The sequence below is a fragment of the Bradyrhizobium sp. 160 genome, from assembly GCF_023073735.1.
Taxonomy (GTDB): Bacteria; Pseudomonadota; Alphaproteobacteria; order Rhizobiales; family Xanthobacteraceae; genus Bradyrhizobium.
Genome location: NZ_JADPKD010000008.1, coordinates 226,418 through 251,641 on the forward strand (window position 1 = coordinate 226,418; position 25,224 = coordinate 251,641).

Annotated in this window: 19 protein-coding genes, 1 tRNA gene and 1 pseudogene; 13 read left to right on the forward strand and 8 right to left on the reverse strand. The window is 60.4% G+C overall.

All coding sequences use genetic code 11. From position 1 onward, the window contains the following. Positions 1 to 51: 51 nt before the first annotated feature. Positions 52 to 216 carry a hypothetical protein gene (locus IVA98_RS03880; protein WP_247296792.1) on the reverse strand — a complete coding sequence of 55 codons (165 nt, stop codon included), beginning with the start codon at positions 214 to 216 and terminating at the stop codon, positions 52 to 54. 273 nt (positions 217 to 489) lie between these two features. Here IVA98_RS03880 and IVA98_RS03885 point away from each other — a divergent pair, with 273 nt between their 5' ends. From IVA98_RS03885 to IVA98_RS03900, 4 genes are all read left to right on the forward strand, one after another. Beyond that, complete coding sequence (locus IVA98_RS03885) at positions 490 to 1,251, forward strand: SIR2 family NAD-dependent protein deacylase (protein WP_247354294.1); 762 nt, start codon at positions 490 to 492, stop codon at positions 1,249 to 1,251. A 197-nt stretch (positions 1,252 to 1,448) separates the two neighbouring features. Then, entirely contained in the window at positions 1,449 to 2,078 is a 630-nt protein-coding gene (locus IVA98_RS03890; protein ID WP_247281023.1) for a cold-shock protein, read from the forward strand. Between the two features lie 115 nt (positions 2,079 to 2,193). Next, positions 2,194 to 2,679, forward strand: a complete 486-nt coding sequence (locus tag IVA98_RS03895; RefSeq protein ID WP_247334846.1) for a DUF192 domain-containing protein — start codon at positions 2,194 to 2,196, stop codon at positions 2,677 to 2,679. A 74-nt stretch (positions 2,680 to 2,753) separates the two neighbouring features. Further along, positions 2,754 to 2,830, forward strand: a tRNA-Pro gene (locus tag IVA98_RS03900). Between the two features lie 143 nt (positions 2,831 to 2,973). Here IVA98_RS03900 and IVA98_RS03905 read toward each other — a convergent pair. Both IVA98_RS03905 and IVA98_RS03910 read right to left on the reverse strand, forming a co-directional pair. Continuing rightward, on the reverse strand, positions 2,974 to 3,264 hold the full coding sequence (locus IVA98_RS03905) for a hypothetical protein (RefSeq protein WP_247354295.1): 291 nt from the start codon (positions 3,262 to 3,264) through the stop codon (positions 2,974 to 2,976). Between the two features lie 846 nt (positions 3,265 to 4,110). After that, positions 4,111 to 5,454: an AlbA family DNA-binding domain-containing protein gene (locus IVA98_RS03910; protein ID WP_247354296.1), complete on the reverse strand. Its 1,344-nt coding sequence runs from the start codon at positions 5,452 to 5,454 to the stop codon at positions 4,111 to 4,113. 141 nt (positions 5,455 to 5,595) lie between these two features. Between IVA98_RS03910 and IVA98_RS03915 the strand changes: the two genes are divergently transcribed. From IVA98_RS03915 to IVA98_RS03925, 3 genes are read left to right on the forward strand one after another with little or no spacing between them, the layout of a single operon-like run. Continuing rightward, the gene (locus tag IVA98_RS03915) at positions 5,596 to 6,747 is read left to right on the forward strand and encodes a tail fiber protein (protein WP_247354297.1); all 1,152 of its coding nucleotides are present in this window, start codon (positions 5,596 to 5,598) and stop codon (positions 6,745 to 6,747) included. Between the two features lie 2 nt (positions 6,748 to 6,749). Continuing rightward, positions 6,750 to 9,674, forward strand: a complete 2,925-nt coding sequence (locus IVA98_RS03920; protein ID WP_247354298.1) for a hypothetical protein — start codon at positions 6,750 to 6,752, stop codon at positions 9,672 to 9,674. A 26-nt stretch (positions 9,675 to 9,700) separates the two neighbouring features. Then, a complete protein-coding gene (locus IVA98_RS03925; protein WP_247354299.1) occupies positions 9,701 to 10,162 on the forward strand; it encodes a hypothetical protein in 462 nt (153 codons plus the stop codon). Positions 10,163 to 10,300: 138 nt separating this feature from the next. Here IVA98_RS03925 and IVA98_RS03930 read toward each other — a convergent pair whose 3' ends face one another. Further along, positions 10,301 to 12,508, reverse strand: coding sequence for a hypothetical protein (locus IVA98_RS03930; RefSeq protein ID WP_247354300.1), 2,208 nt, complete (start codon positions 12,506 to 12,508; stop codon positions 10,301 to 10,303). A gap of 1,008 nt (positions 12,509 to 13,516) precedes the next feature. Here IVA98_RS03930 and IVA98_RS03935 point away from each other — a divergent pair. Further along, entirely contained in the window at positions 13,517 to 13,780 is a 264-nt protein-coding gene (locus IVA98_RS03935) for a DUF3551 domain-containing protein (RefSeq protein ID WP_247354439.1), read from the forward strand. Positions 13,781 to 13,811: 31 nt separating this feature from the next. Here IVA98_RS03935 and IVA98_RS03940 read toward each other — a convergent pair whose 3' ends face one another. Continuing rightward, entirely contained in the window at positions 13,812 to 14,030 is a 219-nt protein-coding gene (locus IVA98_RS03940) for an aromatic-ring hydroxylase C-terminal domain-containing protein (protein WP_346657676.1), read from the reverse strand. 367 nt (positions 14,031 to 14,397) lie between these two features. On the opposite strand from IVA98_RS03940, the gene ku reads away from it, so the two are divergent. Continuing rightward, positions 14,398 to 15,324 (forward strand): non-homologous end joining protein Ku, encoded by a 927-nt coding sequence (gene ku, locus IVA98_RS03945; protein WP_247354301.1) that lies wholly within the window; start codon positions 14,398 to 14,400, stop codon positions 15,322 to 15,324. A gap of 405 nt (positions 15,325 to 15,729) precedes the next feature. Beyond that, positions 15,730 to 16,080 (forward strand): hypothetical protein, encoded by a 351-nt coding sequence (locus tag IVA98_RS03950; RefSeq protein ID WP_247354302.1) that lies wholly within the window; start codon positions 15,730 to 15,732, stop codon positions 16,078 to 16,080. A gap of 829 nt (positions 16,081 to 16,909) precedes the next feature. Here IVA98_RS03950 and IVA98_RS03955 read toward each other — a convergent pair. Next, positions 16,910 to 17,973, reverse strand: a pseudogene (locus tag IVA98_RS03955) (IS110 family RNA-guided transposase). A gap of 551 nt (positions 17,974 to 18,524) precedes the next feature. Here IVA98_RS03955 and IVA98_RS03960 point away from each other — a divergent pair. Continuing rightward, entirely contained in the window at positions 18,525 to 19,913 is a 1,389-nt protein-coding gene (locus tag IVA98_RS03960) for a DUF4403 family protein (RefSeq protein ID WP_247354303.1), read from the forward strand. A gap of 79 nt (positions 19,914 to 19,992) precedes the next feature. Next, complete coding sequence (locus IVA98_RS03965) at positions 19,993 to 21,132, forward strand: alpha/beta fold hydrolase (protein WP_247354304.1); 1,140 nt, start codon at positions 19,993 to 19,995, stop codon at positions 21,130 to 21,132. 523 nt (positions 21,133 to 21,655) lie between these two features. Here the strand turns inward: IVA98_RS03965 and IVA98_RS03970 are convergent. Beyond that, complete coding sequence (locus IVA98_RS03970; RefSeq protein ID WP_247354305.1) at positions 21,656 to 22,969, reverse strand: adenylate/guanylate cyclase domain-containing protein; 1,314 nt, start codon at positions 22,967 to 22,969, stop codon at positions 21,656 to 21,658. Between the two features lie 479 nt (positions 22,970 to 23,448). On the opposite strand from IVA98_RS03970, the gene IVA98_RS03975 reads away from it, so the two are divergent. Next, complete coding sequence (locus IVA98_RS03975; protein ID WP_247354306.1) at positions 23,449 to 23,670, forward strand: hypothetical protein; 222 nt, start codon at positions 23,449 to 23,451, stop codon at positions 23,668 to 23,670. Positions 23,671 to 24,221: 551 nt separating this feature from the next. Here the strand turns inward: IVA98_RS03975 and IVA98_RS03980 are convergent. Then, complete coding sequence (locus tag IVA98_RS03980; protein ID WP_247354307.1) at positions 24,222 to 24,959, reverse strand: hypothetical protein; 738 nt, start codon at positions 24,957 to 24,959, stop codon at positions 24,222 to 24,224. Between the last annotated feature and the right edge of the window lie 265 nt (positions 24,960 to 25,224).

The window sequence follows — 25,224 nt, forward strand, 5'->3', positions numbered from 1 at the left end:
CCGGAGCAAGGCTCCGGGCTTTTTTTGTTCGCGTGCGCCTGACGTCACGCTCTACGGCCAGAGCGAGGGACGCTCCGCCTTGCGGGCATTATCGAGCGTCGACACGAAATATTCCTCGCGCTCGCGCTTGAACCTCTCCTGGGTGGCGCGGAAGGCGGCAACACGGGCGGCGATCTCGTCGCGTTCGCGGGCTTTGCGTTCTTCATCTTCGGTCATGTCCATCCCCTCTGTTCGCACCTGAACCTGTGTTTTCGACTGACCTCGAGCGCTGCCGCCGCATTGCGTCGTGAGTCGGATTCAACACATCCATTGGGGCTCTCGAATGGGGCGTCAATGGGGAGGAGGCATTGCAGGATTGTGATATGCGAAGGGCGGCAGGAGTTGCCTACTCTGTTTCTCTTCGCTCTTTTTCATCATGTTGGACAAGAGCGTCAACAATCTTGCCGCTTGTGCACCTTGCAGCCAGCGCAAACACATCGGGAGCAGCGGTTGATTGCATCGGATCTTCGCAGCGGCGTCGAACGGCTCGGCGAGATGATCGCCGAAGCGAAACGAATCGTGCCGTTCACCGGCGCCGGCATCTCGACCGAATGCGGCATCCCCGACTTCCGCTCGCCGGGCGGACTCTGGACGCGCAACCGTCCGATCCCGTTCGACGAGTTCGTCGCGAGCCAAGAGGCGCGCGATGAATCCTGGCGTCGCCGCTTTGCGATGGAGCAGGTCTTCGCAGCTGCAAAGCCGGGCCGCGGCCACCGGGCGCTGGCCTCGCTCTATCGCGCCGGCAAGGTTCCCGCGATCATCACCCAAAATATTGACAATCTGCACCAGGCTTCGGGGCTGGCGGCCGAGCACGTGATTGAACTTCACGGAAATACTACTTATGCGCGCTGCATCGGGTGCGGCAAGGTCTATCAGCTCGACTGGGTGAAGCGCCGATTCGAGGCGGAGGGCGCTGCGCCCAACTGCACCACGTGCGACGAGCCGGTGAAGACCGCCACGATCTCGTTCGGCCAGATGATGCCTGAGGACGAAATGCAGCGGGCAACCGCGCTGTCGCAGACCTGCGACCTCTTCATCGCAATCGGTTCCTCGCTGGTGGTGTGGCCGGCGGCAGGGCTTCCGATGTTGGCCAAGGACGCCGGCGCACGTCTAGTGATCATCAATCGCGAGCCGACCGAGCAGGACGACATCGCCGACCTCGTGATCCATCACGACATCGGCGAAACGCTCGGGCCCTTTGCCGGGAATTGAGGCATCAGTTTGATTCGCGGCTGTGCAAGCTGTTCATAGGTCCCGGCGAATCTCTTTTTTGTCTATGCCTCGCAACCGGGAGTGTTATCTTTTGAGTCGAAAGATTCGCGTCGCGTGAATTGAGAACATTCTCTTAAGACGCGTGATTCGAGCGCCGCCAATGTGGCGGGTTGCATGGCAGTGTGGGGTCCGGGGTTATGGGGTCGTCGGACGGATTTGAGTCCAAGAAGGTTGGAGTTCCCGTGGGCGAGCACGGTGGCGGTCGCGACAGCGCGCTCAGCCCCTTCACCGGACTGGGTGAGGGCAGCGGTAATCTGGTCGAGGTTCACGGCGTCATCAAATGGTTCGACGCCTCAAAGGGCTATGGCTTCATCGTTCCCGACAATGGTTGGCCCGACGTCCTCCTGCACGTCACCGTGCTGAGGCGCGACGGCTTTCAGACCGCTTACGAGGGCGCCCGCATCGTCGTCGAGTGCATCCAGCGCGCGAAAGGCTATCAGGCATTCCGCGTGGTCTCGATGGACGAATCCACCGCGATCCATCCGGCGCAGATGCTGCCGCCGCGCACCCACGTCACGGTCACCCCGACCAGCGGCCTGGAGCGGGCCCAGGTCAAATGGTTCAACCGGCTGCGCGGCTTCGGCTTCCTCACCTGCGGTGAGGGCACGCCCGACATCTTCGTGCACATGGAGACGCTGCGTCGCTTCGGCATGACAGAACTGCGCCCCGGCCAATATGTGCTGGTTCGGTTCGGGCCCGGCTCCAAGGGCATGATGGCGGCCGAAATCCATCCCGAGACCGGCTCGCCGGGCTTGCAGTCGCACTAAACGCACCAATTCCCGCAATCGTGAGCACAGGCGCACCGGCCGACCGGCGCGCCTCTGGCTTTTCCGGCGACCGTTGCGTAAGGACTGCTCCAGTCCCACGCCTCGAGTACTCCCAATGAATTCTGATCGAAAGGCCGTCTGGTCCGTTGCGAAGGGCTGGCTTGCCGCCATCCTCGTCGTTGCCGGCATGGTCGCCGCAATCGGATCCGTCCGCGCCGCGAGTTTCCAGCCGCTCGAGATCGTCACCAGAAGCGGCGTGCAGGTGTTCTCGGTCGAGATGGCGACGACCGAGCAGGAGAAGCAGACCGGCCTGATGTATCGCAAGGAACTGGCCGACGGCAAAGGCATGCTGTTCGACTTCAATCCCGAGCAGGAAGTGTCGATGTGGATGAAGAACACCTACGTCTCGCTTGACATGATCTTCATCCGCGCCGACGGCCGGATCCTGCGCATCGCCGAAAACACCGAGCCGATGTCGACCAAAATCATCTCGTCCCAGGGTCCGGCCCGGGCGGTGCTGGAGGTGGTGGCGGGAACGGCGCAGAAATACGGCATCCGTCCCGGTGACCGGGTCGCCCACCCGCTGTTCGGCAGCAAATAGGCGCCCCGGATCGGCGTCATTGGCGCCTTGCTGGCGCGCCGGGAAGCGTGTATCGACGGGGCGCGCCGGACATTCGGGGTATAGCGCAGCCTGGTAGCGCGGCAGTTTTGGGTACTGCAGGTCGTTGGTTCGAATCCAGCTGCCCCGACCAATCAACCCTTTGAAACTGCGATAACATTTGTTCTCCCGTTCGCGCTGATAGCGCCCGCGCCGACCCCGGGGAAGCACCGGGGAAGCACGAGCTCGGATTTTAGGCCGTTCGGGCGGCATTGCTGCCGCCCGCCGCCATCGGTTTCAGTGCAGCGTTTTCTCCATTGCTGCCTTGGCTTCCATCATACGCAACGCCACCGGTAAGGTCACAGCGGCATCGATCTCGACCAGGTTGTCGGGCAGAGCGCGGAATTGGCCGGCTGCTTTGCCCTTCAGCGGCGCCAGCATCGCTGCGGCGATCGCGGAGCTCACATGACAACGGACAAGAGCGTTTCCGTCCTCAATGGCCAGGATCAAATCAGTCCCGCGGCGGGCGAGCAGGGCGCCGAGGTCAGTCGAGGGGGACGAGGTACGGACGGCGGTTGCGTTGCGCATAGTGTTTTGCCTTTCGAGCAAGATTGCGAGTCCAGGGGCGAAATGACCGACACTAGGCGGCCCCGCGCACCTTTGGGCGTGCGCCTTGGACATACGCGCGCGGCCCCTGGACAAGAATTGTGATTGCCGCTCACCGGATTGGCTATCGGCTAGTGTTTCGGGCTTTCGACCCGCGATCAGGATGCGCTCGTTTGAGAATTCAGCAACAAATATTTTGTCTGGAAAAGTCTAACACGTAAAACCCGACACCTTTGACGTTGATGTTTTTGCGTGTTTGTCGATTTGCACGCTTTTGTCGGGTTTTTGAATCTCGCATCTCCATACAAGAAAGAGCTGTGCCGCAGGCATTTTGCGACTCCATGATTTGAGCAAGGTCAGCAACTTAGCTAGGCTCACTGCGTTGTGGAGCAGCGCAAATGAAGAAAAAGCGAGTTACGCCTTCAAAAGACCCCGCAGTGATCGCCCTTCATCGCGTTATGACCGCGCGCACTGATGCGCAGTATGACGCCGCAATAGCAGAGCTCGAGACGTGCCCCGCGCTCACAGCGCAAGGCGTGCGAGCAAAGCGCAACCTCGAACGATCGCGCCAGGCCGCGCTCGAGCAAGGTGATCGCCTGACGGCGGAAGGCCGCGTCATGATGCGTAGGTTGGCCGATACAATCGATGAGGGGCTAGCGCTGCTTACGCGCGCCGGCATGCGAACCCCTCGGCCTCGGCCGGTACCCACCCAGAGCCCGGGACCCACCCCTAGGGGGGAGCCCTCGGCCTCGCGTCCAAAGTTCGCAAAGCCGTTCTACTAATTTTCAGATTCTTGAGAACTCGAGGGTATCGAGCGGTAGGCCTAAGTTACGGGGGCCAATTGACACCGAGCTCCCACGTTGGATGCTGGCCGCCAAGATTCCAAACGTCTTTGTCGACTGTCAGAATCAATTCATTGAGGTCCTGCGCTTCTCCGACTTCGTATCGTGGGAACAGGACGGTACCTGCAGGTATGGTGGCGCTAGGAGCGTTCGTATACCCGTGAACGTGAAGGGGATCTGAGTTCATCAGCTCGATTTCGAGAGCAAATTGCTGCGTCGGACGAGCATTTGCTTTGCGGATTACCTGAGCAGCGTGGACTACGCACGCAACGTTCCAAAGCAACTCAGTGATATCAAGGAAATCTACACGCGGCTTAGGGCTCTCGATCCGCTTCTGCCAGATAAAGCGTTCAATAAGCCCTTCGCTCGTCACGCGGTCCTTCCCAAAACAATTGGTGCCCTCCAGATCGCGTTCGACCGCCCTAAGCCGAGGCGCCCAGGCGCGGATTGTTTTGAGATCTCGCCACGTGAGTTGCCTAATTTGACCGTTACCAACAAACGCGTTTGCGCCTATCTGGGTGAGCCAGGGCTGTTTCAAGAGGTCTGCGAGCAAGAACGGCGCGAGCGGACGAGCGGTGACGCGCAAGGCCCAAATGCTAATCCAAGCGCGGCTATCTCCTCCCGCTTGATATACTCCCTGCAATCCGTTGTAAGGATGAACGCGCTGGTGCTCGTTAGGTAGCCACGAGAAGAATCGCTCAGAGCTATCTTTGAACGCTTGGCCTGCGTCTGCGGCAGAGCGCGCCTTCTGCCGCGTCATCTCCTGGATTTCAAGCATGCTCATTGGTTCGGCACGGTCGTTCCGCCGAACATAGCAGTGATTGTTCTGCGAGTGTCGGTGGGGAGCGAGGTATGATTCGAGCGTCCGCATAATGATGACGCCGCTCGTGCCGTCTGTTTCGGTCACGACCCCTTCGCACTCGAAGACGGGAAGCTTTGGCTCTATCCGATCGCTGATCGCTTGATGCAATCGGGCGGCGGCTTCTTTGCAGCGAGGAATGGGAAACAGCGGCGGCTTCGCACGCTTTGTCGCGGTGTCCTCGTCCACGCCAACGATAAGCGTGCCGCCGACGGTGTTCGCAAAGGCGATGATTTCCGCGGCCAGTTCGTCTTTCGCCTCGTCACCAAGCTTCCCGCCAATCATCCAAGGATCGGCACCGCCTTTCTTGGTCGGGAGCGCGCGCTTGAGTTCAAAATCCAGCGTCTCAGCCGCTTCGTTCTGAATGACCGCGAGCACTTCAGACGCGGAGACTTCTGCCAAACGAGTGGGAAACATTTGCTCACCAATGATTTGCGGCGTCTGTAGTTCGTAGTGCTGCTCGACCCGCAATGCAACGCTCGCGCGGCGTGACAACCTTTCACTTTTCAAAAAGAGTTTCTGAGTTACACTTCATCCCACGGACGCAACGCCGCTTCGCCGACGGCACCCACCGCGCAATCCCGCGCTCTCCTCTCATTCCGTCGGCGACCAATGTCATCAACGCCCTACAACCGTCAGAACTCTTTCGCGCTGTTCAGCGCCGAAAACCCGACCTCGCAGCAGTCCGGCACCGACCTCGACGCCGAGTTCAACGCCGTCAAGCTGGCGATGGACGACACCCAACAGAACCTGGCCAAAATCCAAGACGACGACGGCGCCCTGAAGCGCGGCTCGGTCGGTAAAGAGCAGTTCGACTCGAGCGTGTCCCTTGGTTTCGCCGCGCCCGCGCAATGGGCGAGCGGCGTGTTGTACACCGCCGAGATCAGCACGGTCTTTCACAATTCAATCTTCTACATCGCGAACACCACCCACACTTCCGGCGTCAGTTTTGAGCCGGCCAAGTGGGACGAGATCGCCGATTTCACCGCGGCTGCCGCTATTCCTGACGGGTCGATCACGTCGGTCAAGCTGGCCGACGGCGCAGTGGCCGCCAACAAGCTGGCGGATGGCGTCGTCGCGAATTCCAAGCTGGCAACAGGCGCCGTGTCGACGAACAAGATTGCCGACGGCGGGGTGACAACAGCGAAACTGGCGGACGCTGCCGTCACGCTCGCGAAACTTGGGACAGACGCGAACCAGATCATCCCGGCCGGCTTCGGGCCGGTGCCGTGGTCTCGCATAACGGTTCCGGCCGGTTGGGATTGGGCCGACGGTGGCGTCCTGCTCGCCGACACCGCATTCCCGATGCTTCGCGCCGGCTACATCGCCGATGGTTACCCACATGGCCAGGATGGCTCCGGCAATCCAAAGAAGCCGGACGCGCGCGGACGTGTCATCGCGGGCGTTGACGGAGGCGCGGGTCGACTCTCGTCCAGCTATTTCGGCGCATCACCTATACTCGGGTCAACTGGTGGCCGCGAGAGCGTCACGCTTACTCCGGCGACCTCGGCGGCGCTTAACATATCTGGTGCGGCAGGCGGCACTCTTTCCGTGTCCGGTACGGCGTCCGCTGTCGTCAATGATAGCAGCTATGGCGGCGGCGTCGGCGGAGGCGGCAGTTTCGGGCATCAGCAGGCTATCGGAGTGACGGGCACGGCATCGGGCACTCTCAGCGTCTCTGGTTCAACCACCAACGCCGGCGGGCAAGCGCACAGCAACGTTCAGCCGACGTTGGTCTGTAACATGATCATCAAAGCGCATTGATTATGCCCCAGCTCATCGATTTCGAAGGTCAGCAGCACGAATTCCCCGACGACTTCACGCCGGCGGACATTCAGCGCGCGCTCGCGAGCGTCCCGCCGCAAGCCGCCGCGCAGCCGGCGCCCGCGCCGGCCACGCCCGGCCTTGGCGCGCAGAACGCCGCGCAGAGCGGCCGTCTCTACGTTACCCCCGAACCGCAGCTCGTCGAGCGCCCCGCATCGCTGCTCCCGAGCAGTGTCGGCGGTGCCGTGCGCGACTTCACCGTCGGCGCCCAGGGCGTTGGCAAGGGCCTCACGGACATCGTCACCGGCCCGTTCGATCTCGCGGCCGGCGCGCAAAACCTAATCACGGGGGGCATCAACAAGGTCTTCGGCACGAACATCGCGCCTGCTGTCCCGGCGTCGAAGCTGGTGGAAAAGGCCACCTCGGTCCTTCCTGGCATCGACCCCGCGACTATGTCGCGCAGCGAAAAGCTCGCCTACGATGTCAACCGGTTCGGCACCCAAGCCGTCGGCACCGGTGCCATGTTGGCCGCTCGAGCTCCAAGCGTTGCCGCTGCGAACACGCGAGCCGACACGGCCGGCGGGCGCGTACTTGATCATCTATCCCGGCCCTACGCAGAGGCGCCTGCGCGGACCCTTGTCGGCGATACGATCGGCGGAATGGGCTCCGGCGTGGCGGTAAACGCCGTTGACAACTACGTGCCCGAACACGCCGTCGTGGGCGACACGATACCGAAACAGATTGCGAACTTCATCGCACCTTTGGCCGGGGCAGTGGGTGCCAATACCGTCCAGGGCACCGTTGAAGGTCTTGCAGGGGCGATCCGGAACATTGCGGCTCGCTCTTTCGGCTCCGCCCCTGCGCCGATCCCGCTCAACCCAAATACCAAGGCGCCGTACAGCATCGCCGACGTCGACCGCGCCGCCGCCAAGATTCAGGGCGCCGCGTCGGGAGCGCCGCGGGCGCTGGCGCAAGACATCCGCGAGAACGCGGCGGCATTGGCGCGGCCGGCGGAGGAGGGCGCCTCGCCGTTGCAGAGTTCGGCCATGCCGACGTCAGGGCTGCTGTCGCGAGATCCAGGCCTGATTGCTGCCGAGCAGGGAGCGCGCCTCAAGTCAGCGCCGGACTTCATCAAGCGCGATCAGAACGTGAAGAGTGCTGCTGCCGAACGCGTCGAAGCTATGCGAGATCCAGAAGCCGACCTCGGCTCAGTCATGCGCCGCGCCGCGCAGGCGCGGGACGAGCGTGTCAGCGCAGCGGAGAACGAGATCCTCCAGAGGGAAGAGGCGCACCGTTCCGTAGACCGCATTCGGGCGGATCAAGGACAGCCGTTCGGGGCGCTCGGCAACAGTGAGGTCAAGGCGAACGCTTCTCGTCGCCTGGACGAGGCCCTCGTCGACAGGACGTACATCCCCGCGCGAGCCGAGAAGAATCGGCTGTTCGACCACGCTCCCGGCCGTGCGGATGAACTTCCGGCCGACACCATCTTTTCAGCCATCGACAGGGTTCGAGGGAATGCGAACGGCCTGGCGCCCGGTGTGCTGCCAGAGGACTTTATGCGTCGGCTGAACGCTTTGCGGCCGCAGATGGCCGAGCATCCACCGGAAAGCGGCCAGATGGTCAATGTCGGTGGGCCCGGCACAGCGCTCGGCGGCGATCTGGCGGACCTCCGGAAGTTCATTGGCCCAGCTCAGGAGCGAGCGCAAGCCTCCGGCAATTTTGATTTGGCCGACAACCTTGGCCATCTGCGCAGCGCGATCAACCGAGCTCTTCAGGAGGCGCATGGCTATTCAGAAGCCAATGCCAACTATCAGCGCTTCGCGGAGCGCTTCCGTCCTGAGCGAAGAGATGAAATGGCGCGCTTCACCCGGGAGCTTGATCGCGGCGGCCAGAACGTTGATGGCCAACTCAATCGTGGCTCCACCCCGCCGAGCGCGACTGGTGACCGGTTCTTGGCCTCGCCAGAGAAGGCAGCTAGCTTGACGCGGGCGCTCGAGGGGGCGCCGGCGGCGCCGGATGCTCATGCGGCGCTTCGCGATTATCTGCGGTCCGACTTTGCGAGGTCGGCCTTCAACGCCGATGGTACGGTGAACTCGATTCGTGCCAACGCGTGGGCGCGAAACTATTCGGATATCCTCGCGCAATTTCCGGCGGTGCGGACCGAGTTCGACGACATCGTTGCGGCCGCGCGTCGTGGCGAGCAGCTGTCGGCGCAAGCCAGGGCGGACCTGGAAGCCGCACGCGCGAGCCGCAAGGCAACCGAAGCGGAGCTCGAGCGGTCGGCCCTCGGGACCCTGCTTCGTGAGGATCCGCGCGATGTGGCGAAGAGACTCCTCGGGAGCAAATACAGCGCCGACGCCAAATTGAAAGAGATCCAGGACGTCATCGGCAAGGACGAGCAGGCGGCCCGCGGCTGGAAGGCTGCCGTGTCCGAAGTTCTCGCGGACAAGGTCCAGGGCACCCGACAAGTCGGCGATACGCTCGAGGTGCACTTCGCGCGGCTGGCGCGCGAATTCAAGGACAACGAGCAGCTTCTCTCAAAGGTCTATTCGCCCGAAGAGATGAACAACCTTCGCCAAGCGCACAAGATCCTTTCGTACTTCAAGGAGGCCGAGAAGCGGGCGACTGTCGGCAGCGATACCGCCGAGAAGATCGGAATTCCCGGATGGGCCCAATTGGCCGTGCGCCACTTCAAGGGCGATCTTGCAGGCGGCGGCCTCATCAAGCGGTTCAAGCTCATGCTCGAGTTGCTTCCGTCCAGTCGCCAGAGCGCCGACCAGATCGTCCAGGCTGCCTGGTTCAATCCTGATGTCGCGGCCTACCTTCTGGAGCGGCCGCTGAAGAACCAGAATGCCACGTTCAACAGTGTCCCTCTGCGGCGGCTGATCGCTGCAGCGAACGCCTCCCGCGAAAGTGGGGACGAGTAAGAAGCCAATTTCTCGGAGAACATGGAATGACCGCCTTGGTAGCCTGCGATTTGAACGACCAGCAACGCGAGCTCGTTCGCCTGATCGTAGTCGACGGCAAGCCGCCGGAGGACGCGGCGAAGCTCGCTGGCTATCATCCCAAATCGGTCTATAGGACCTTGCGACTTCCTGCGGTAGCGGCCGCGATCTCGGAGTCGATACAGCTTGACCTCGCGGCCGTTGGCGCGCCGCTGGCCTACCGGGTGGCCAAGTCACTGCTTCAGGACGAGAGCATCTCGGCCCGCGTCCGTGCGGACCTGTCGATGAAGGTCCTGGACCGCGCCGGGCACATCGCCCCAACCAGGAAGGACTTGGCGCCTAGGCAGAAGGCGCTGTCCGAGATGTCGCGCGATGAACTCGCGGCCTTCATCGAGGAGAACCAGGCAGCGATCGACAAGGTCGAGGGCGAGCTTGCATCGCGCGCGAAGGACGTTTCCTATCTTGGCTAACCGCCGTAACGGTTCCATCTCGCGGAGCAGGCAGCGCAAAATGGTGCCCGTGCAAGAACCGCGCTTGATCTGTCCACACTGAACCTTTGGGCACAGTTCCCCGATGGCTTTGCTCCATGTCTTAGAAGGTATGAGCGTTCACCAGTGTTTCCAGAAGTCAGGCTTGATCGAAGGAGGTTTCCACCGATCGATAACAGGCCCAAGAAGGGGGCCCGCAACCATGGTCCCGGGTTTTTTGGGATCAGGCGCAAAGCCCGCCTTCTGAGCAAGACTCATAAGGTGTGGAAGTTCCTTGTTCGCAGCGTTCATCAATGGTCCAAGCGTAAGCTCTGACACCTGTAGTTGGACATTAATCACCTGTGCGGCCACGCTATTTGGGCCAATGGGGGCACCAGCATTGGCGAAAAATTTTCGTATCTCATTATTCTCGTTGAAGCATTTATCGTCTCCAAACTTCTTCCCCTTGCAGTTCATCATTTCCCTTGCTGCCAGTTTACCTGCCGCGCAACCTGCTGTAGCGGGCGGTGAACCGTTGGTTGCGGCTGCGCATTCAAGCAGGATGCGCTGGTCTTGGTTGAGGTGCTGAGCTGCAAGACAAACGGCGACTGCCGCGGGAACGCCTTGGCCCTCCGCATAGCAGGCAGCGATTCTTTGTGCCTCCCCGGTGGCGTTCGCCGTGATCATACACACGCCGAACGAGGTCAGGCTGTTTGCTTGTTGAGCGCAGTTCAAGCCATCTCTGATCGGGGCAGGAAGTGCTGTGCCCATGCAATTGGCTGCATCTCCCCAATTGTTGCGGTGTCTTAGCAGGCAGTCCGCTTCATGACTTCCTGTAACGTCCATACAAGCGATCGCCCCTCCCACGCCGGAAGCCTTCTCTAGCTCGCCGGCACAACCGACAAACTTCCTGGCGTTCGGTGGGAGTTCGTCGCGAAAAGCACATAAGGCCGCATCCTTCGTGCTCTTGGCGCTGTACCGCTGAAAACACTCGATTCGCCGCCTCTGATCATCGGGGATCCCGACCTTCGTGCAAGCGGCTATGGATACACCGCTCGCTCCGGCCTGTTGCACGCAATCCATCGTTGCAGCAGTTTTGGGATCTTTTTTCATAACCTCTTTGAGGAGACAATCGGTCGCTTCCTCGGAGGAGGTAGCGTCACATCTATTCGCGATTTCTACCAAATCTCCAGCCGTGCCGATGTTTAATCTAGGAAGAACCGTCGGTTCTGCAGCCATACGGATACTGAGGTTTGGCTTTGCAAGTAACACCTCCAAGTTTAGCTGGCCGCCAAATGCTGGCATGCACGTTTTTCCAGCAAGACACTCAGCTAGATGTCTTTGGTCAATTCTGTAACCGGCGCATCTTCCTGCGTGTTCAGGTTCAAATGTTCCGCGAAGTCTCACGCATTCCCGGAGACGCGCGCGGCCAAGTTCATCTGATACGCCTTCGAGGCCGCGGCTCTCGTTTGAGTGCACTTGGTGAGCTGCCAGATTGGGGGCATCGAACACATCCGCCAAGTGGGCGACCTCCTCTCGAGAGAGCCCTGCAAGTGTCGCAACCGAGTAAGACAGCAAGAGTTTTGCTTCCCGCGATTGTTTAACGGTCTTCGCGAAAGCGCTTCGCAATTCGGCCTCTGAGAAATTATCTTGCCAATGCCCCGTCTTACTGTGAGCGACGACAACGGCCTCGAGCGAGCCGCTGGAGTTCATAGAGTAGGTTTGATTTGGTCCCGTCAGGCCATTGGAGCTTGCCCATTCATAAAATTTTGCAAACCGATCTTTCGCATCAGGTCGAGCAGGCTGCGCAAATGCGCACGCATCGCCGACGCACGGTCTTAGCGCAAGAACCAATATAGCGTGAGTTCCATGCTCACTTGAGCCTGATTCGAACTCAGCCTCGAACTCTTGGTTGGCCACGCGAAAGGCGTCTTGCACTCCTACTCGGATCTTGTCGAAGTGGCTGGATATCTGTTTTTGAGCGTCCTCTTTCGTTTGCGTTTCAAATTCGGGTAGATCGTCCAGCGACGCCTGGAGACCTTTGGTGATCTTCCTCAGTAGCGGCGCCGCCAATCGTCGGATCTTTTGATATTCGGTAGCCCCTGTGCTCTCTGGTACACCTGCCGACAAGACGAATTTATACCCAATTGGCCGAGTCCCCATCCCGACCAGAACAGAAGCCAGATCTACCTCAGAGGGTGCGGGCGCTTTAGGCCGGGCGGCAGGCTGAGAGCATGGAATGTTGAATGCTTTGCAAAAGGAATCGGCGACCTCTTTGAAGAAATGACCGACTGGGTCATTAGGCGCTGCCAGGACAATCGTGAGCACTAGGAGCAGTGAGCAGCGCATGATCGACTCCTCACATCCCAAAGTTTGGGTCCATGTTCCTTTCCCTTCTCCCAATAGCACACTCCTCGTTGCAGTCCTGTTAGGACACAACGACGCGGGCACGCGCGATGAGACGCATTCTACGAAGCAGGTGAGTATGTATGTCCTAGATCTGTGATGATGACCCTCCAAGACTTAGCCATGGAAAACATCGCCGGTAGCATTCTGCGCGAACTGGTTTCAAGAAATCGGCCACCACAGTCGCGCGTCGCTGGCCTAAGAGCCAACAGCATTAGCAAATTGTCGATTCCTAGTGGGCAGGTGGAGCGACCAGCTACTGGCTGTCGTGACTGTGGAAAACCCGCAGCCTGATCGTGTCGACCGCTGACAAGCGCGCCAAAGGGGACGCGGTCTCTGGCCGCAAAAGCCCACCCTGCAACAGGGCAGGCAAGGTTCTTCGCCCCAGGAAGAGCCGCCCGCCCCACTGAGCTTTTATGATTTCGATATCCCGAAATTTTCACTTGCTCCGTCAGGCAACACAGTGGTTCATAAGGCGCTGGCTCTAACTGCACGATGAGGAACCAGCGCTATGGCTGATGTTCAGAAAGAACTACGGCACATTGCTTGTGCATCTTGTATCTGCTTTCGATTACCGCGGTACGCCGATGGTCGTGGCGCTTGCGACAGCCATTTTGACCTGCATGGCGAAGTATTGGTGGTCATGAAGTATCCCGTCGTAAAGGCGTGATTTTCTTGACCTCGTCTACCGTTTCACATTCCAAACGCGCGATCGGTTGGAGGCTCGGTCCGATGATCAATGCGCTCATTCCGCACAAAATGTCCTTGCCCAAAGCACAGCGGGCGCTCTTAATTCGATCGGCCATAGGGTTCGCCTCATGTTTGCCGCCTGCCTTCAAGCAGATACCTCGAGGCTATTGTGGCTTGACCGCATCGGGTGACCTATATCGACGATAGAGCGGCGGTGAACCTGAAAGCACTGCTGACCATTTGAAGGAGGTGACGATGCGGATGCTCCGTGGGCTGATTCTGAGCATTGCGGCGATCCTGCTGATTGCCTCGGCGACGGCTCAAACTTTCGATCCCAGCCACCCCGTCTGCCTTCAGAAGTGGGAGTGGGGCGGTAGCACCCATTTCCAGTGCGCCTATTCATCATGGGATCAGTGCCGAGCGGCGGCGGCGGGACTTGCAGCGATGTGCGTGGAAAACCCCTATTGGCCACGCGCGCAACCGAGGTCATCGGGCGGCCGCTTGCGTTCACCAGCTCCATACTGATGCGCTGGTCGATACTGCCAAAGCGCAGCTCTCACTTGGAGGAGCCGTCCCCCGCGGCTGACTTACCTCCGCGTATTCCGTAGTTCGATGGCGCGTAAGACGCTTGCGCACTACAGCGGCGGCCCGACCATCTCGTCAACGCTTCCGCAAGTCCGCGCTGACTCTCGTCTCCCACCCAGGCCACATGTCCGTCGGGCCGCACCAGCGCTGCGCTTGGCGAGGCGAGCTGCCCGACGGAGGAAGCCCCCATGGGCCGTCATACGCGGCATCGACGACACGGATTTTGTCGGTGCTCGGTTTGGGATCGGGCAAAATTCGCGAGCACCATCAAAAAGTGTGCCGGGCAAAGCGTAAGCTGCTCCCGCCCAGAGAGGTCATTGTAGGGTACGAGAACCCGAAATACGGAACACAACAATTTCGGTTTACCCCTTCGGATTAGTCGGGCCACATCTTCCACGACGCGGTGGTCGAACCTGACAAACCTGGACCTGGCGACACGTGCTCGCTTTGTTCTGATCATCTGATGCAAATCGCCATCATTTTGGTTGGCGAGATGTCGGAACTCAGCATGCCTCTTCGTCTTGAATCCGGCAAACCTTGAACGGAGTTCTGCGTAAATGGCCCCGCGCGCCAACTGGAAAGGCTTTCTCCGCCTATCCCTAGTGACCTGTCCGGTCGCCCTCTACCCGGCAACGTCGGAGAGTGAGAAGATCGCATTCAACCAGCTCAACCGCGCCACCGGCCATCGCATCAAGTACCTGAAGGTTGACGCCGACACCGGCGACGAGGTGCCCAATGAAGACATTGTCAAGGGCTACCAATTCGAGAAGGACCAATTCATTGAGGTGACCAAGGAGGAGCTCGAGGAGATTGCCTTGGAGTCGACGCGCACCATCGAGATCGATGAGTTCGTTGACAGGGCGGATATCGACCCCCGGTACCTGATCAGGCCATACTATCTGCGTCCGGACGGGAAGGTGGGGCACGATGCTTTCGCAGTGATCCGCGAGACCATTCGGGAAATGGACAAGGTTGCCATCGGGCGCATCGTGCTGACCAGTCGCGAGCACATCATCGCGCTCGAGCCGCTGGACAAGGGCCTCGTTGGGACGCTGCTGCGATATCCCTATGAGGTGCGAAGCGAACAGGAGTATTTCGACGAGATCCAGGACGTGAAGGTCACCAAGGATATGCTCGACCTCGCCAGGCACATCGTCAATCAGAAGGCTGGCACGTTCGAGCCTGAAAAGTTCGAGGACCACTACGAGGCCGCCCTGGTCGATCTGATTAACAAAAAACGAGCCGGGAATCCGATCACGCCGAAGGAGCGGCCAGCAGCGACCAACGTTGTCGACTTGATGGAAGCCCTACGTCGAAGTGTTGGAAAGGAGGTTGCGCCGGAGCAGGCGGCCAAGCCCGGGAAGAAGCCAAAGAAGGCTTCCAGCGGTCAGAAAGAGATGTTGATGCCGATCGCGGGCAAGAAGCCGGCGAAAGAGGCAGCCGGCAAGAAGCCCGCGGCAGGAACGCGCCGGAAATCGGCGTAATCCGAGACCTTCCGCAATGTAGGAACCAGAGCGAAGGGGACTGGTTGCTCCGTCACGGACGATAGGAGCACGCTCATGGACATGAGGGAAGCCTCGGCGATGACGGAAGCCTCCGGGCTGACGAACGAGCAGGGCGGTGTCGGGCAGACTTCGGCCCTGAGGTCGGACTCCGGGCCGGAAACAAGAGGAAGTCGTGAATCGCAGCGTTCGCCTTCGTTGGATTCCGCTATGCGCTGGGCGGACCAATTGCGCGAGGTGACCACCAGGGCGCCTTTACGCTCGCTCTTTGTTGCCTTTCTGCTTGGGGCCTGGTTCGCACGCCGACGATAGGAACTGCGAGCTTGTGCGCGCTTCATGGAGAGAAAGCTCCAGACATTTCAGAACTTGCTGGGGAAGGAGATAAAAATGAAGCTTCTAGCGATCGCGGTGACCATCCTGATGGGCACTATTTCATTCTCGATGGCGCAAAGCTCAGGAGGCAGTTCAGGCGGTTCGTCATCCGCTGGCGCGAGTGCAACCGGTTCGAGCGGCGCAAGTGGCTCGACGCTATCGAACGGGACCACGCTCAGCGGAACAGGCGGTTCACCCGGCCCCAACACGTCCAATGCAAAAAGCCACCGAACGACGGGTGAGAAATTGGGCGCAACGGCTGCTGGTCAGGACGGCAGTGGATCTCGACCGACGTACAACACGCCAGCTGCAAACGCGGCCGTCCAGCAGCTTGGAAACATCAACACGGGCATCCTAAAGAAGTGACGATCTAGGCGGCGTGCGCAACGGCCGTGCTGGGCAGGCGCATCGTCGCTCGGCCAGAATTCGACGCGCCGTACGAAATCCTTGTACGGCTTCTTGCTGACGAGATACCCAGCCTCTTTGCCTTCCATCTTGTCAGCCGTCACCGTGCCGTCCGCCAGATGCCAATTGGATTGCTCATTGACATCATCGACTCCTCCTTGGTCGTCCGCGGGCTGGTAGCCTTTGGTGATAGGGCTTTAGATAAATTCTGGCTAGGCTCGCCCTCTTTTGGTGCGACACATAGGTCCGCTTCTGGCCCCCTAGCGTCGAAACCTCAGGCCCCACCTTTGCGTCTGCTCTTTCGGGGTAGACCGGACGTGGTCGCGGTCCCAGCCGATCGACGCTCGTGACCCAATGTATGGTCCGGCCGTGCGGTGCAAGAAGATTTCGACGATGCGGTAGATATGGTCTTGCATCAATGTATCCGGCCTCTGCTTGGAGCGGAGTGCTCCGGGCCATCATGGATATCAGCACGCATGTGATCTGGTTAGCGGACAGGCCTCGACCGGGCCATTTGGGTCACCAGGGTTGCATGCGTCGGGAAGACCGATTCTCCATCGTCGTGTCATCCTCTCGCAGACCTCGGCGGGTAAGGTGTTGTTACGTCATCGATAGCTCCTCACTTCGCGCTGTTCCTTTGTTCGTGCCTGGCGGTCGTTCCTTCGTCCCGGCCTGCGCGCGCAGACGCGCCGCGCGCAAGGCGCCGTCAAGGCCGGCCGCCGTGCTGTCCTGACGGCTTGCTCTCCTGCGGCCAGGCTGCGCCTTGACGGCGCCGCGCACGGCGCGAGGATCAAGCAGATCCGGACGCCATCTCCTCCGTCTTGACGCACGTGAAGGCGCGTCCCTTATTGAGGACCGCCAGGCGATCCGGGCGAGCTTGTTGGCGAGCGCAATCGCCAGCACGTTGTGGTGCAATCGCTTTTTGGCGGCTTCGATCCAGGAGTTGAGGCCATAGCGCTGCCAACACCTGACCTTGACCAGCACAACCCACGCGGCCTGCACGAACAGCGCGCGCAGGTAGCGATTGCCGCGCCTTGAGATACTGCCGAGGATCGTGCGGTCGCCGGTCGATATCTGCTTCGGCACCAGTCCAAGCCAGGCGCCGAAGTCGCGGCCTTTCGAGAACACGTCTCCCGTGCCGATCGCAGCCACCATTGCGCTCGAGATGATCGGGCCAATGCCGGGCACGGTCATCAGGCGCTGGCAGGCCTGATCTTGACGGGCCAGTGTTTCGATCTCGTTCGATAGCAGCTCGATACGCTCATCCAGCCGGCGCCAGTCTTCCGACAGACCCTCGATGATGCGCAACATGCGAGGCGAGAGCACATCGAGCCGTGTCGCCAAGATACCCGGCAACTCGAACCGCAGGGCATGCAGGCCCTGCCGCACGGCGATGCCCCGCTCCAGCAGGAACGCACGGATCTGATTGATGGCGCCGGTACGCTGACCGACCAATCGATCGCGGACCCGGTGCAGCGCCTGAAGGTCGAGCTGATCGGCGGTCTTGGTCGCGACGAACTTCATGGTCGGGCGTTGGACCGCCTCGGCGATGGCTTCCGCATCTCGGAAGTCGTTCTTCTGTCCCTTCGAATACGGGCGCACGTATTTCGCCGGCATCAGGCGGGCGTAGTGGCCAAGCATGTGGAGTTTGCGGCTGAGATGATGGGCGCCAACGCAGGCCTCCATACCGATCACGCACGGCGGCAGGTTGGCGAGCCGCGTTTCCACCTGGCCACGCGACCATTTCTGCCGCAGCACGATCGCACCACGCTGATCGTGCCCCACGACGTGGAACGAGTTCTTGCCGATATCGATGCCGATCACGGCGATCGCTGCGTTGACTTTCTGAGACATGGCCTGCTCCTTGTCTTCGCTGCCCCCGCCAGCTTCTCGTGCTGGCAGGGCCGGAGCACGGCCGGACCATCCCATTAGCGGAAGTCGCGACTTGTCAGAGCGTCTGGTGGTAGATCGGAGTCGTCCTCTCGGCGCGCTCTGGATATGCACTCTTCGGTCAGACGGCGACCTATGCCGTTGCCCGCGCAAACCGGGATGACAACTCACGGGACAACGCGATATTCATCGCCGCCATGTGCGACACCAGATGCAGGGCAGCATTTGCCTAATTTGTCATTTGACTTGCGCGACCTGAGGGGCATCTTGAAGTTGCTTCTATGTTCGCGTGGGGATCGCGCCTAACACCTGTCGGAACGGATAGGCAGCAGGGGTGACCGGTTGTCAAACTGCCGGGTCCGAAGCAGCATGCGATGTTCCCCCTCGGGACCTTTATCACTCGCGCGCGCACCTGCTCCTGTGGTTCTGGTTTTCCTTGAAGCTGGAGCAATAGAATGATGCCTCCATCACGGTCATTTCGGCCGGAATGCTTTCCGATCGCTAGCAGATCACACATGGATATCGTCGGCCTAGGTGCACTCCTTGTGTGGGTGCTGCCGTCGATCGCGTTCGGCGCTGAAATGCCGGCATATAGCCCGGACGCTGCAACGCCACTCGTAACGACTTCACGCATCTCTGCGACGGTTGAGTTCGGGCTGCCGGCTCTCGCTGCCGCGATCGAGCGCGATATCCCAAAGCGGCTTGCCACCATCGACGAACGCATCAACTGCGTTCATCGTCGTGTTTTCATCTTCCGCGTCAGCGCCAATTGCGACGTTTGGGGGTTTGTCGACCGGACCAGCTCGGTCTCGCTGTATGGCCGGGGCGATCGCGTCTTCGGAGCGGTCTCCATACATGGTGCTGCTGAAGGTCAGGGAGCTAATCGTTTCACGGCGCGCATTCGGGGCCAGACCGAGGCACGCGCGACGATCGAGGTTGAAGCGCGCCCCGAGCTGCGGAGAGATGGATCGCTCCAGCTCAACATCAGCGACTCGTTTCACTGGAGTGAACATCCCTACCTTCACGTGCTGGGTCGCGAGTTTGACCTAGCCCCCTATGTCGAGCCCAATGTTCGAACCCAGCTGGACCGTATCCGGTCTCGCGCGCTGGGCGCGGCGCGGGCACTCGACCTGCACGGCAAGGCCGAGGCGGCATGGCGTCACGCGTTTGAACCCATCAAAGTCGCGGAGAATCCGCCCATTTGGCTGCAGCTGAGCCCGCAGACCGTGGCGTTCGCCGGTGTCCGCGCCAATGACAAGGTCTTGTGGGGATCGCTTGAACTCAGCGGCTCCGCCGAAACTATGATCGGGCAGCAGCCGCAAGCTGTCACAGCAACGGCCCTCCCGCCGCTCGGCGCCGCGATCGCTGAGCCGGGCACCTTCGATCTCATTCTTCCTGTCCGCATCAACTACGAGGCGGTCAAGGAAAAGGTAAGCCAGGCAATTGCAGCCATTCCGGCGCAGGACACGTCCGTGCGTGAGGTTCAGATCTACCCGTCCTCGGGCAAACTCGTCATCGGCCTGCGCATAGCAAAGAGCTCCGACGCCGATCCCAACGCGGGCCAATGGATCTATCTTTCCGCCGAGCCAAAAGTCGATACCGACAATAAGACATTTGGTCTTTCCGAAATTGGCCTGACAACGTCATCAGAGGACAGCCAGATTGGATCTGCCGTGCAACAGCTCGCGGCGCAATTGAGGAATGGCCCTAATCTCGACTACGGCATCTCCTACCAAAACCTGCTCATGGCGGCGAACGAACGCTTGATGCGCCCGCTGAAGGGGGGCTTTCGCATGGAGGGCCACCTCGACTCGGCAAGGCTTGGAAAAGTGCAATTGCTGCGCGAAGGCATCCTAATTGCCCTTCATGCCAGCGGCGGTCTGAAGATTGTTTACGGACTGTAAGCACGTGAGCTGGACCGTGCGATACTTCACCAGCAATCTCTGTGGCGGCTGGCCGCGTAGGTTGATGTCGAATGCGCTCATGGCCGCCGCTGTGTTTGGCCTGGCGGGGATAGCGTCGCCCCAGACGACATTTTATGATGCGCCGGAGTCGTTGCTCGTCGGCGCTCCGGGCAGCCTAGTGCGGCAGGAGCCGATGGACGGTGCTCCGCTCGGCGCTTCCAGCTATCGCGTGCTCTATCGCTCGACGGGGTTGAACGGTCGGCCGATCTTTGTGTCCGGCGTCGTCATTGTTCCGCAAGGCGCGCCCCCGCCCGGCGGACGTCCCATCGTTGCTTGGGCACATCCGACCTCGGGTATCGTCCCGCGCTGCGCGCCATCGCTGGCCATTTTTCTGTTTCAGCAGATCCAGGGACTTCGCTCGATGATCTCCCGTGGCTTTGTCGTGGCGGCGACTGATTATCCCGGGCTCGGCACGCCAGGCCCGCATCCTTATCTGGTCGGTGAGAGCGAAGGTCGCGCCGTGATCGATATTGTGCGCGCAGCACGCTCACTCCCGCGCGCAGGGGAGAGCAAGGAATTCACGGTTTGGGGGCATTCACAGGGCGGGCAGGCCGCGCTCTTCGCCGGGATGATGGTGAACGCGTACGCTCCTGATCTAAGGCTTCTCGGCGTCGCTGCAGCGGCGCCGGCAACCGACCTGGCGAAGCTGATGAGCGACGACATCAACACGATCGGTGGCAAGAACATCACGGCGATGACGCTATGGTCGTGGCACCGGGTCTACGGAGCCGCCATAGACAAGGTCGTCGATCCGCGCGCCATGCCCGTGGTTGACAGGTTGGCGCAAGAATGCATCGAAGGGCCCTTCGACCTGATCGTCAGGCAAAGAACAGGCCGGCCGCTCGAGCAACATTTTTTGACGGTGCAAGATCCGACCAAGGTCGAACCCTGGCGTTCTCTCCTCAAACAGAACAGCACTGGCGTGCTCTCCTCTGAGATCCCCATCTTTCTGGCGCAGGGAACTAACGACCAGGTCATCCAGCCCACGGTTACGCAGGCCTACATGGACAAGTTGTGCAAGGCAGGCAGCAAGGTCATGATGGTGATGCTGCCCCGTATCGGCCACGGACGCGCCGCCCAGGCGAGCACGATGGCAGCGGTAAATTGGATGACTGATCGCTTCACCGGAAAAAAGCCGCCTGACGATTGCGCCAGATAAAGCTTGTTCAGAACACAAAAGGATCTGGCCATCGGCTCTTTGGCTGCGCCTTTAGCTGCGGCGCTGTTCTAATTTTCGGCCTATGGCCAGTAATCAGTAGCTGTAGAAGCGGGCGCAGGATTCTGGAAAGTTTTGAGCGCGATCTCCAGCGCCGAACTAATGCAGCGCGGGTCGAGCCGGCGATCAGAACGACCCACGTCGGCCATGCCATGTTGAAACGTGCTTTTGATCGGGGCATGATCCGCATCGCACTATGGCCAGGAGGCAATGCGTAAACATAAAACAGGCCGAACACATGGCTGCTCCGACCAACGCCGCAAAGTGAAGATTTCCCTTGGCAACCCGGAGCCGTCCACACAAGGCCCTTAGCCGGCCAAAACTCCAGTCAGCTGGTACGTCCGCTGCTGACCATGGACCGGACGTCGGCCACGCGCGGCGCCAAAGCCGCTTGTAACCCAAGACAGACCATCCTGGGAGAGATGGGCAAGACAACCAAAACAGGTCGATACCGGCGTTAGTTTCCTCAACCGTCGGCTGCGAATATACGCCATTCGCCAGGGACGCCTTTTAGGGATTGGATACCGCGGTCGCCGAACCGCAAGCCGGACCCCGCTACTAGATCCTTCACCGTGCTCGACACCAGAACCTCGCCTGCACTGGCGAGGGCCGCAACGCGCGCGCCTATGTGGACGGCGATACCGCCGACATCTTCGCCGATCATTTCACACTCGCCAGTATGAAGCCCGGCGCGGATCTCAATTCCGAGCGGTCGAATCTCCTCAGCAATGGCACAGGCGCAGCGGACACCGCGAGCTGGACCATCAAAAGTGGCGAGAAATCCGTCACCTATCGTCTTAACTTCCCGGCCGCAAAAGCGTGCGAGGTTGCGACGGATCGTGGCGTGATGATGATCAAGGAGATCACGCCAGCGCTTGTCGCCTAGTGCGGCAGCCTTCTCCGTGGAACTGACGATGTCGGTGAAGAGAACCGTAGCGAGGACGCGATCGAGTGGGACCGGAGCCCGTGATCCGGTCAAAAATTCCTCGATTGCGTCGGCGATTTGATCGGCGCTCTCACCAACGCATAAAAGGTGGTCGATACCTGGAAACTCGATAAGGCGAGCGCCGGGAATATGTGCCGCGACATCGCGTCCCCCCTCGACGCTGACCGTCCTGTCTCCGGTCCGGTGGATCACGAGGGTCGGCACCCGAACCGCGGGTAGAACTCCGCTGATTTCGATCTGACTATTCATGTGCATGAGAGCGGTCACTGCGGACGGGCTGGCGCCGAGCCGCTCGTTCCGTCCCCACCAGCGCTGGAAAGCTGCGTCATTTGCACGCGACGGCGCGAACCTTTGTAGGCTCCCGCCCGTACCCCACGCCTGCTCGACATACCGGAAGAAGGCTGAAAGCGACTCGTCAGTAGGAAACCAGTATGAGAAGCGCGAAAAGCTGCCATAGAGCACCAGCGCGCGGCAACGGTGTGGATAGGTTGCCGCAAACAAAACGGATAGCGGAGCGCCTTCGGAAATCCCCAGCAGCGCAGCCTGCTCCATACCGACGGCATCCATGACCGCTCGGAGGTCGTCCATGCGCTGGTCAAGGCCAGGAAGCTCAGCGACCCGGTCGGACATGCCGGTGCCGCGCTTATCGAAGGTCACCACGCGGGCGTAGCCGGCCAATCGCCTCAGAAAGCGAGCGAAATCAGGTTCGTCCCAGTAATTCTCTACGTTCGACACGAACCCGGGGACCACGACCAGATTGATCGGGCCATCGCCAAAGGCCTGGTAGGCAATGTGAACGTCGCCGCTCCTGGCGTACTGCGTTATTGGCTGCATGAACGGCCCACACGCATGAACTCCGACTTCTGGCTGAACCATAGCAACAATTTGGCCGGTCGAAAAAGCGAAAGTCTCTTGCTGGGCCCGACGCCCAAATGCGTAGACGCCGTCTTTACATCGCCTTCGCGGACGGGCTCAGGTATCGGCCTCTTTTCGTAGGACAATGCATTTTGCCGCTGAGCCGATCACGATGCTTTTGCACGGAGCACAGGTCGTCTGTCTCTTTTGAACTCCCGGACCGAATAGCCACCGTCGCCCGTGCATTCTGAGGGCAAACACTCAGGACACGTCTGGTCGATCCCGTCCAGAACCTCCGCTACTGCGATGGCAGCGGCTGAAGACAGCTCCTGAGTGGACCTCTCAGCCGTTTTCCCGGCCAACCGGCTACTGGGGTCGGCCCCGGATGTGTCATTCTGAAAGTTGGGAACGAGGTCTGGGCTTCCACATTCCTTTTAGACGCAATCGGGAGCCTCATCATGGCAACTCAAATCGTGATGGACCACAGCGGCGACAGCCGGCACTTCTTCGAAAACTCCAATGCAGATGCCCTGGCGGAGGCGGAGAGGCTGTTTCTGGAATTTACCGCGAAAGGCTATACCGCGGCGGTGCGGAGGGGACCAGGTGAGGTAACCAGGATCACCACGTTCGATCCGGCCGCGGAAGAGACATTGTTCTTCCCGAGGCTTGTCGGCGGGTGATCACCAAGTGAGGAGAAAGTTTGGTCGCGTCGGCCGCTGGAGCCTTCGTAGTCTGGCGGTGAGTAAGCTGTATCAGGCGCTAAGGACGAGAAAACGAGTCACGCACGGTCAGTACGACTTCTGCGTACTTGGCTTTCGTCCCAGCAAAGGGTCGACTTCGATCCGAAGGGGTACTTTGACGTCGTAGGATGCGATGCCGGGAAGCGGTACCGCATCCGGCGAGGAACGTCCGCTAACGTCAACGAGATCGACGGGCGGCTCGGAACACGGTGGTGCTTCGTCCCACTGGGTGGCTTGGTCGAGAGCGACGTAATGCTCGCTCAGAAAATAGCTCTCGAAACGGAGGAGGAGCGCGCCTTGAGCATCGCCAACAGCTTCCCTGGGCCGATCCGGTGGCGCCTACCCGGTAGTCGTCCCCCAGAGGCGAGAAGTTCGCTTGTACGCCCTTATCTCAGCTAGAGCCCGCTTGAGGATCTCGACATCAAGAGGCCCGTCTCAAACGTTCGCAAATCGCCCGCGCGTTGAACTTAGGACAGGCAGCATTCGAACATCTAAGCACCTGCCGGCCCTTGGGCGATGTCAATGACATGGCGGTCAGGCCCCACGGTGATCACGATCGTGTAGGTCTTTTGGGCTCCGCCCTGATCAGTCGGAGGCGCGAGATGCAATTGGCCTCCATACCACTCGCCGGGAAGGAGCGTATTGTCCTTGATCACGGCCTGCTCGAGGACGGCCATGTTGCGCTGGCCAGTTTCGATGGTGGCAGAAATCATCGTTTCGTTTTGAGCGGCCGCGTTGCCTTGAGCGATCGCCGCGGCAGTCGGGCTGTAGAACGTTCCCGTTCGGCCGCTGGGTGTAGTGTAACTGCCGTAGCCGGCGCGAGAAGCGCTATAAGCATTGGCGCCGGCCGCGACGCCGGTTAGCAACGCAGCGGCGACCTGCCGGTTCTTCTCTTCCTGGACCAGCATCTCGTAGGTGACGATCTTCATTTCGAAGTCTGAGCCGGCGGCGTGCTGCACCGCCTCGACTTGTCCTACCCGAAACTCAACAGGCTGCCGGCTCAGATTGTTAATGCCCACCACGAAGACGGGCCGGCCGTTCGCTTGTAACTGACGGGCTGCCGGTCGGACGAGCACCACGGAGCTTTTCTGGCGAGAGACGAGGGCGGGCTGCCCATCCCGCATAAGAGCTTGTTGCTGCGGATTGGACGCCTTGAATGAAACAGTCTCGCCGGCTGTCATACAGCCAGCCAGCGTGGCGCAAGCCGCCACAATCACCAAAATGCGCATGTTGAATGCCCCCGTCGAAAGGCGCTATGCAAGCGCAACCGATGCGCGAGAGCAATAGATACTTCGCCGAGCTGGTAAAAATACGGATGAAGTGGTGACCTTGATCGGAGCCGGGTGGTCTCGTGGTACGCCGTTTCGGGTTAATGGGATCGCTGGTCGTTCTGAGTCAGGCGGACCTTCTCTCTCAGCCTCTCTAGGTCCTCCATTGCTTTGAGCAATCTCACCAGATCGGAGACCATGTGTGCCAGAGTGGGCTTGCGCGGCT

Coding starts and splice junctions, on each gene's coding strand:
- IVA98_RS03940 (WP_346657676.1), bottom strand. CDS start 14,030: ATGGGGGCTTCCTCCGTCGGGCAGCTCGCCTCGCCAAGCGCAGCGCTG.
- ku (WP_247354301.1), top strand. CDS start 14,398: ATGGCCCCGCGCGCCAACTGGAAAGGCTTTCTCCGCCTATCCCTAGTG.
- IVA98_RS03950 (WP_247354302.1), top strand. CDS start 15,730: ATGAAGCTTCTAGCGATCGCGGTGACCATCCTGATGGGCACTATTTCA.
- IVA98_RS03960 (WP_247354303.1), top strand. CDS start 18,525: ATGGATATCGTCGGCCTAGGTGCACTCCTTGTGTGGGTGCTGCCGTCG.
- IVA98_RS03975 (WP_247354306.1), top strand. CDS start 23,449: ATGGCAACTCAAATCGTGATGGACCACAGCGGCGACAGCCGGCACTTC.
- IVA98_RS03890 (WP_247281023.1), top strand. CDS start 1,449: ATGGGGTCGTCGGACGGATTTGAGTCCAAGAAGGTTGGAGTTCCCGTG.
- IVA98_RS03935 (WP_247354439.1), top strand. CDS start 13,517: ATGCTCCGTGGGCTGATTCTGAGCATTGCGGCGATCCTGCTGATTGCC.
- IVA98_RS03880 (WP_247296792.1), bottom strand. CDS start 216: ATGACCGAAGATGAAGAACGCAAAGCCCGCGAACGCGACGAGATCGCC.
- IVA98_RS03980 (WP_247354307.1), bottom strand. CDS start 24,959: ATGCGCATTTTGGTGATTGTGGCGGCTTGCGCCACGCTGGCTGGCTGT.
- IVA98_RS03965 (WP_247354304.1), top strand. CDS start 19,993: ATGGCCGCCGCTGTGTTTGGCCTGGCGGGGATAGCGTCGCCCCAGACG.
- IVA98_RS03930 (WP_247354300.1), bottom strand. CDS start 12,508: ATGCGCTGCTCACTGCTCCTAGTGCTCACGATTGTCCTGGCAGCGCCT.
- IVA98_RS03920 (WP_247354298.1), top strand. CDS start 6,750: ATGCCCCAGCTCATCGATTTCGAAGGTCAGCAGCACGAATTCCCCGAC.
- IVA98_RS03895 (WP_247334846.1), top strand. CDS start 2,194: ATGAATTCTGATCGAAAGGCCGTCTGGTCCGTTGCGAAGGGCTGGCTT.
- IVA98_RS03905 (WP_247354295.1), bottom strand. CDS start 3,264: ATGCGCAACGCAACCGCCGTCCGTACCTCGTCCCCCTCGACTGACCTC.
- IVA98_RS03915 (WP_247354297.1), top strand. CDS start 5,596: ATGTCATCAACGCCCTACAACCGTCAGAACTCTTTCGCGCTGTTCAGC.
- IVA98_RS03970 (WP_247354305.1), bottom strand. CDS start 22,969: ATGCAGCCAATAACGCAGTACGCCAGGAGCGGCGACGTTCACATTGCC.
- IVA98_RS03925 (WP_247354299.1), top strand. CDS start 9,701: ATGACCGCCTTGGTAGCCTGCGATTTGAACGACCAGCAACGCGAGCTC.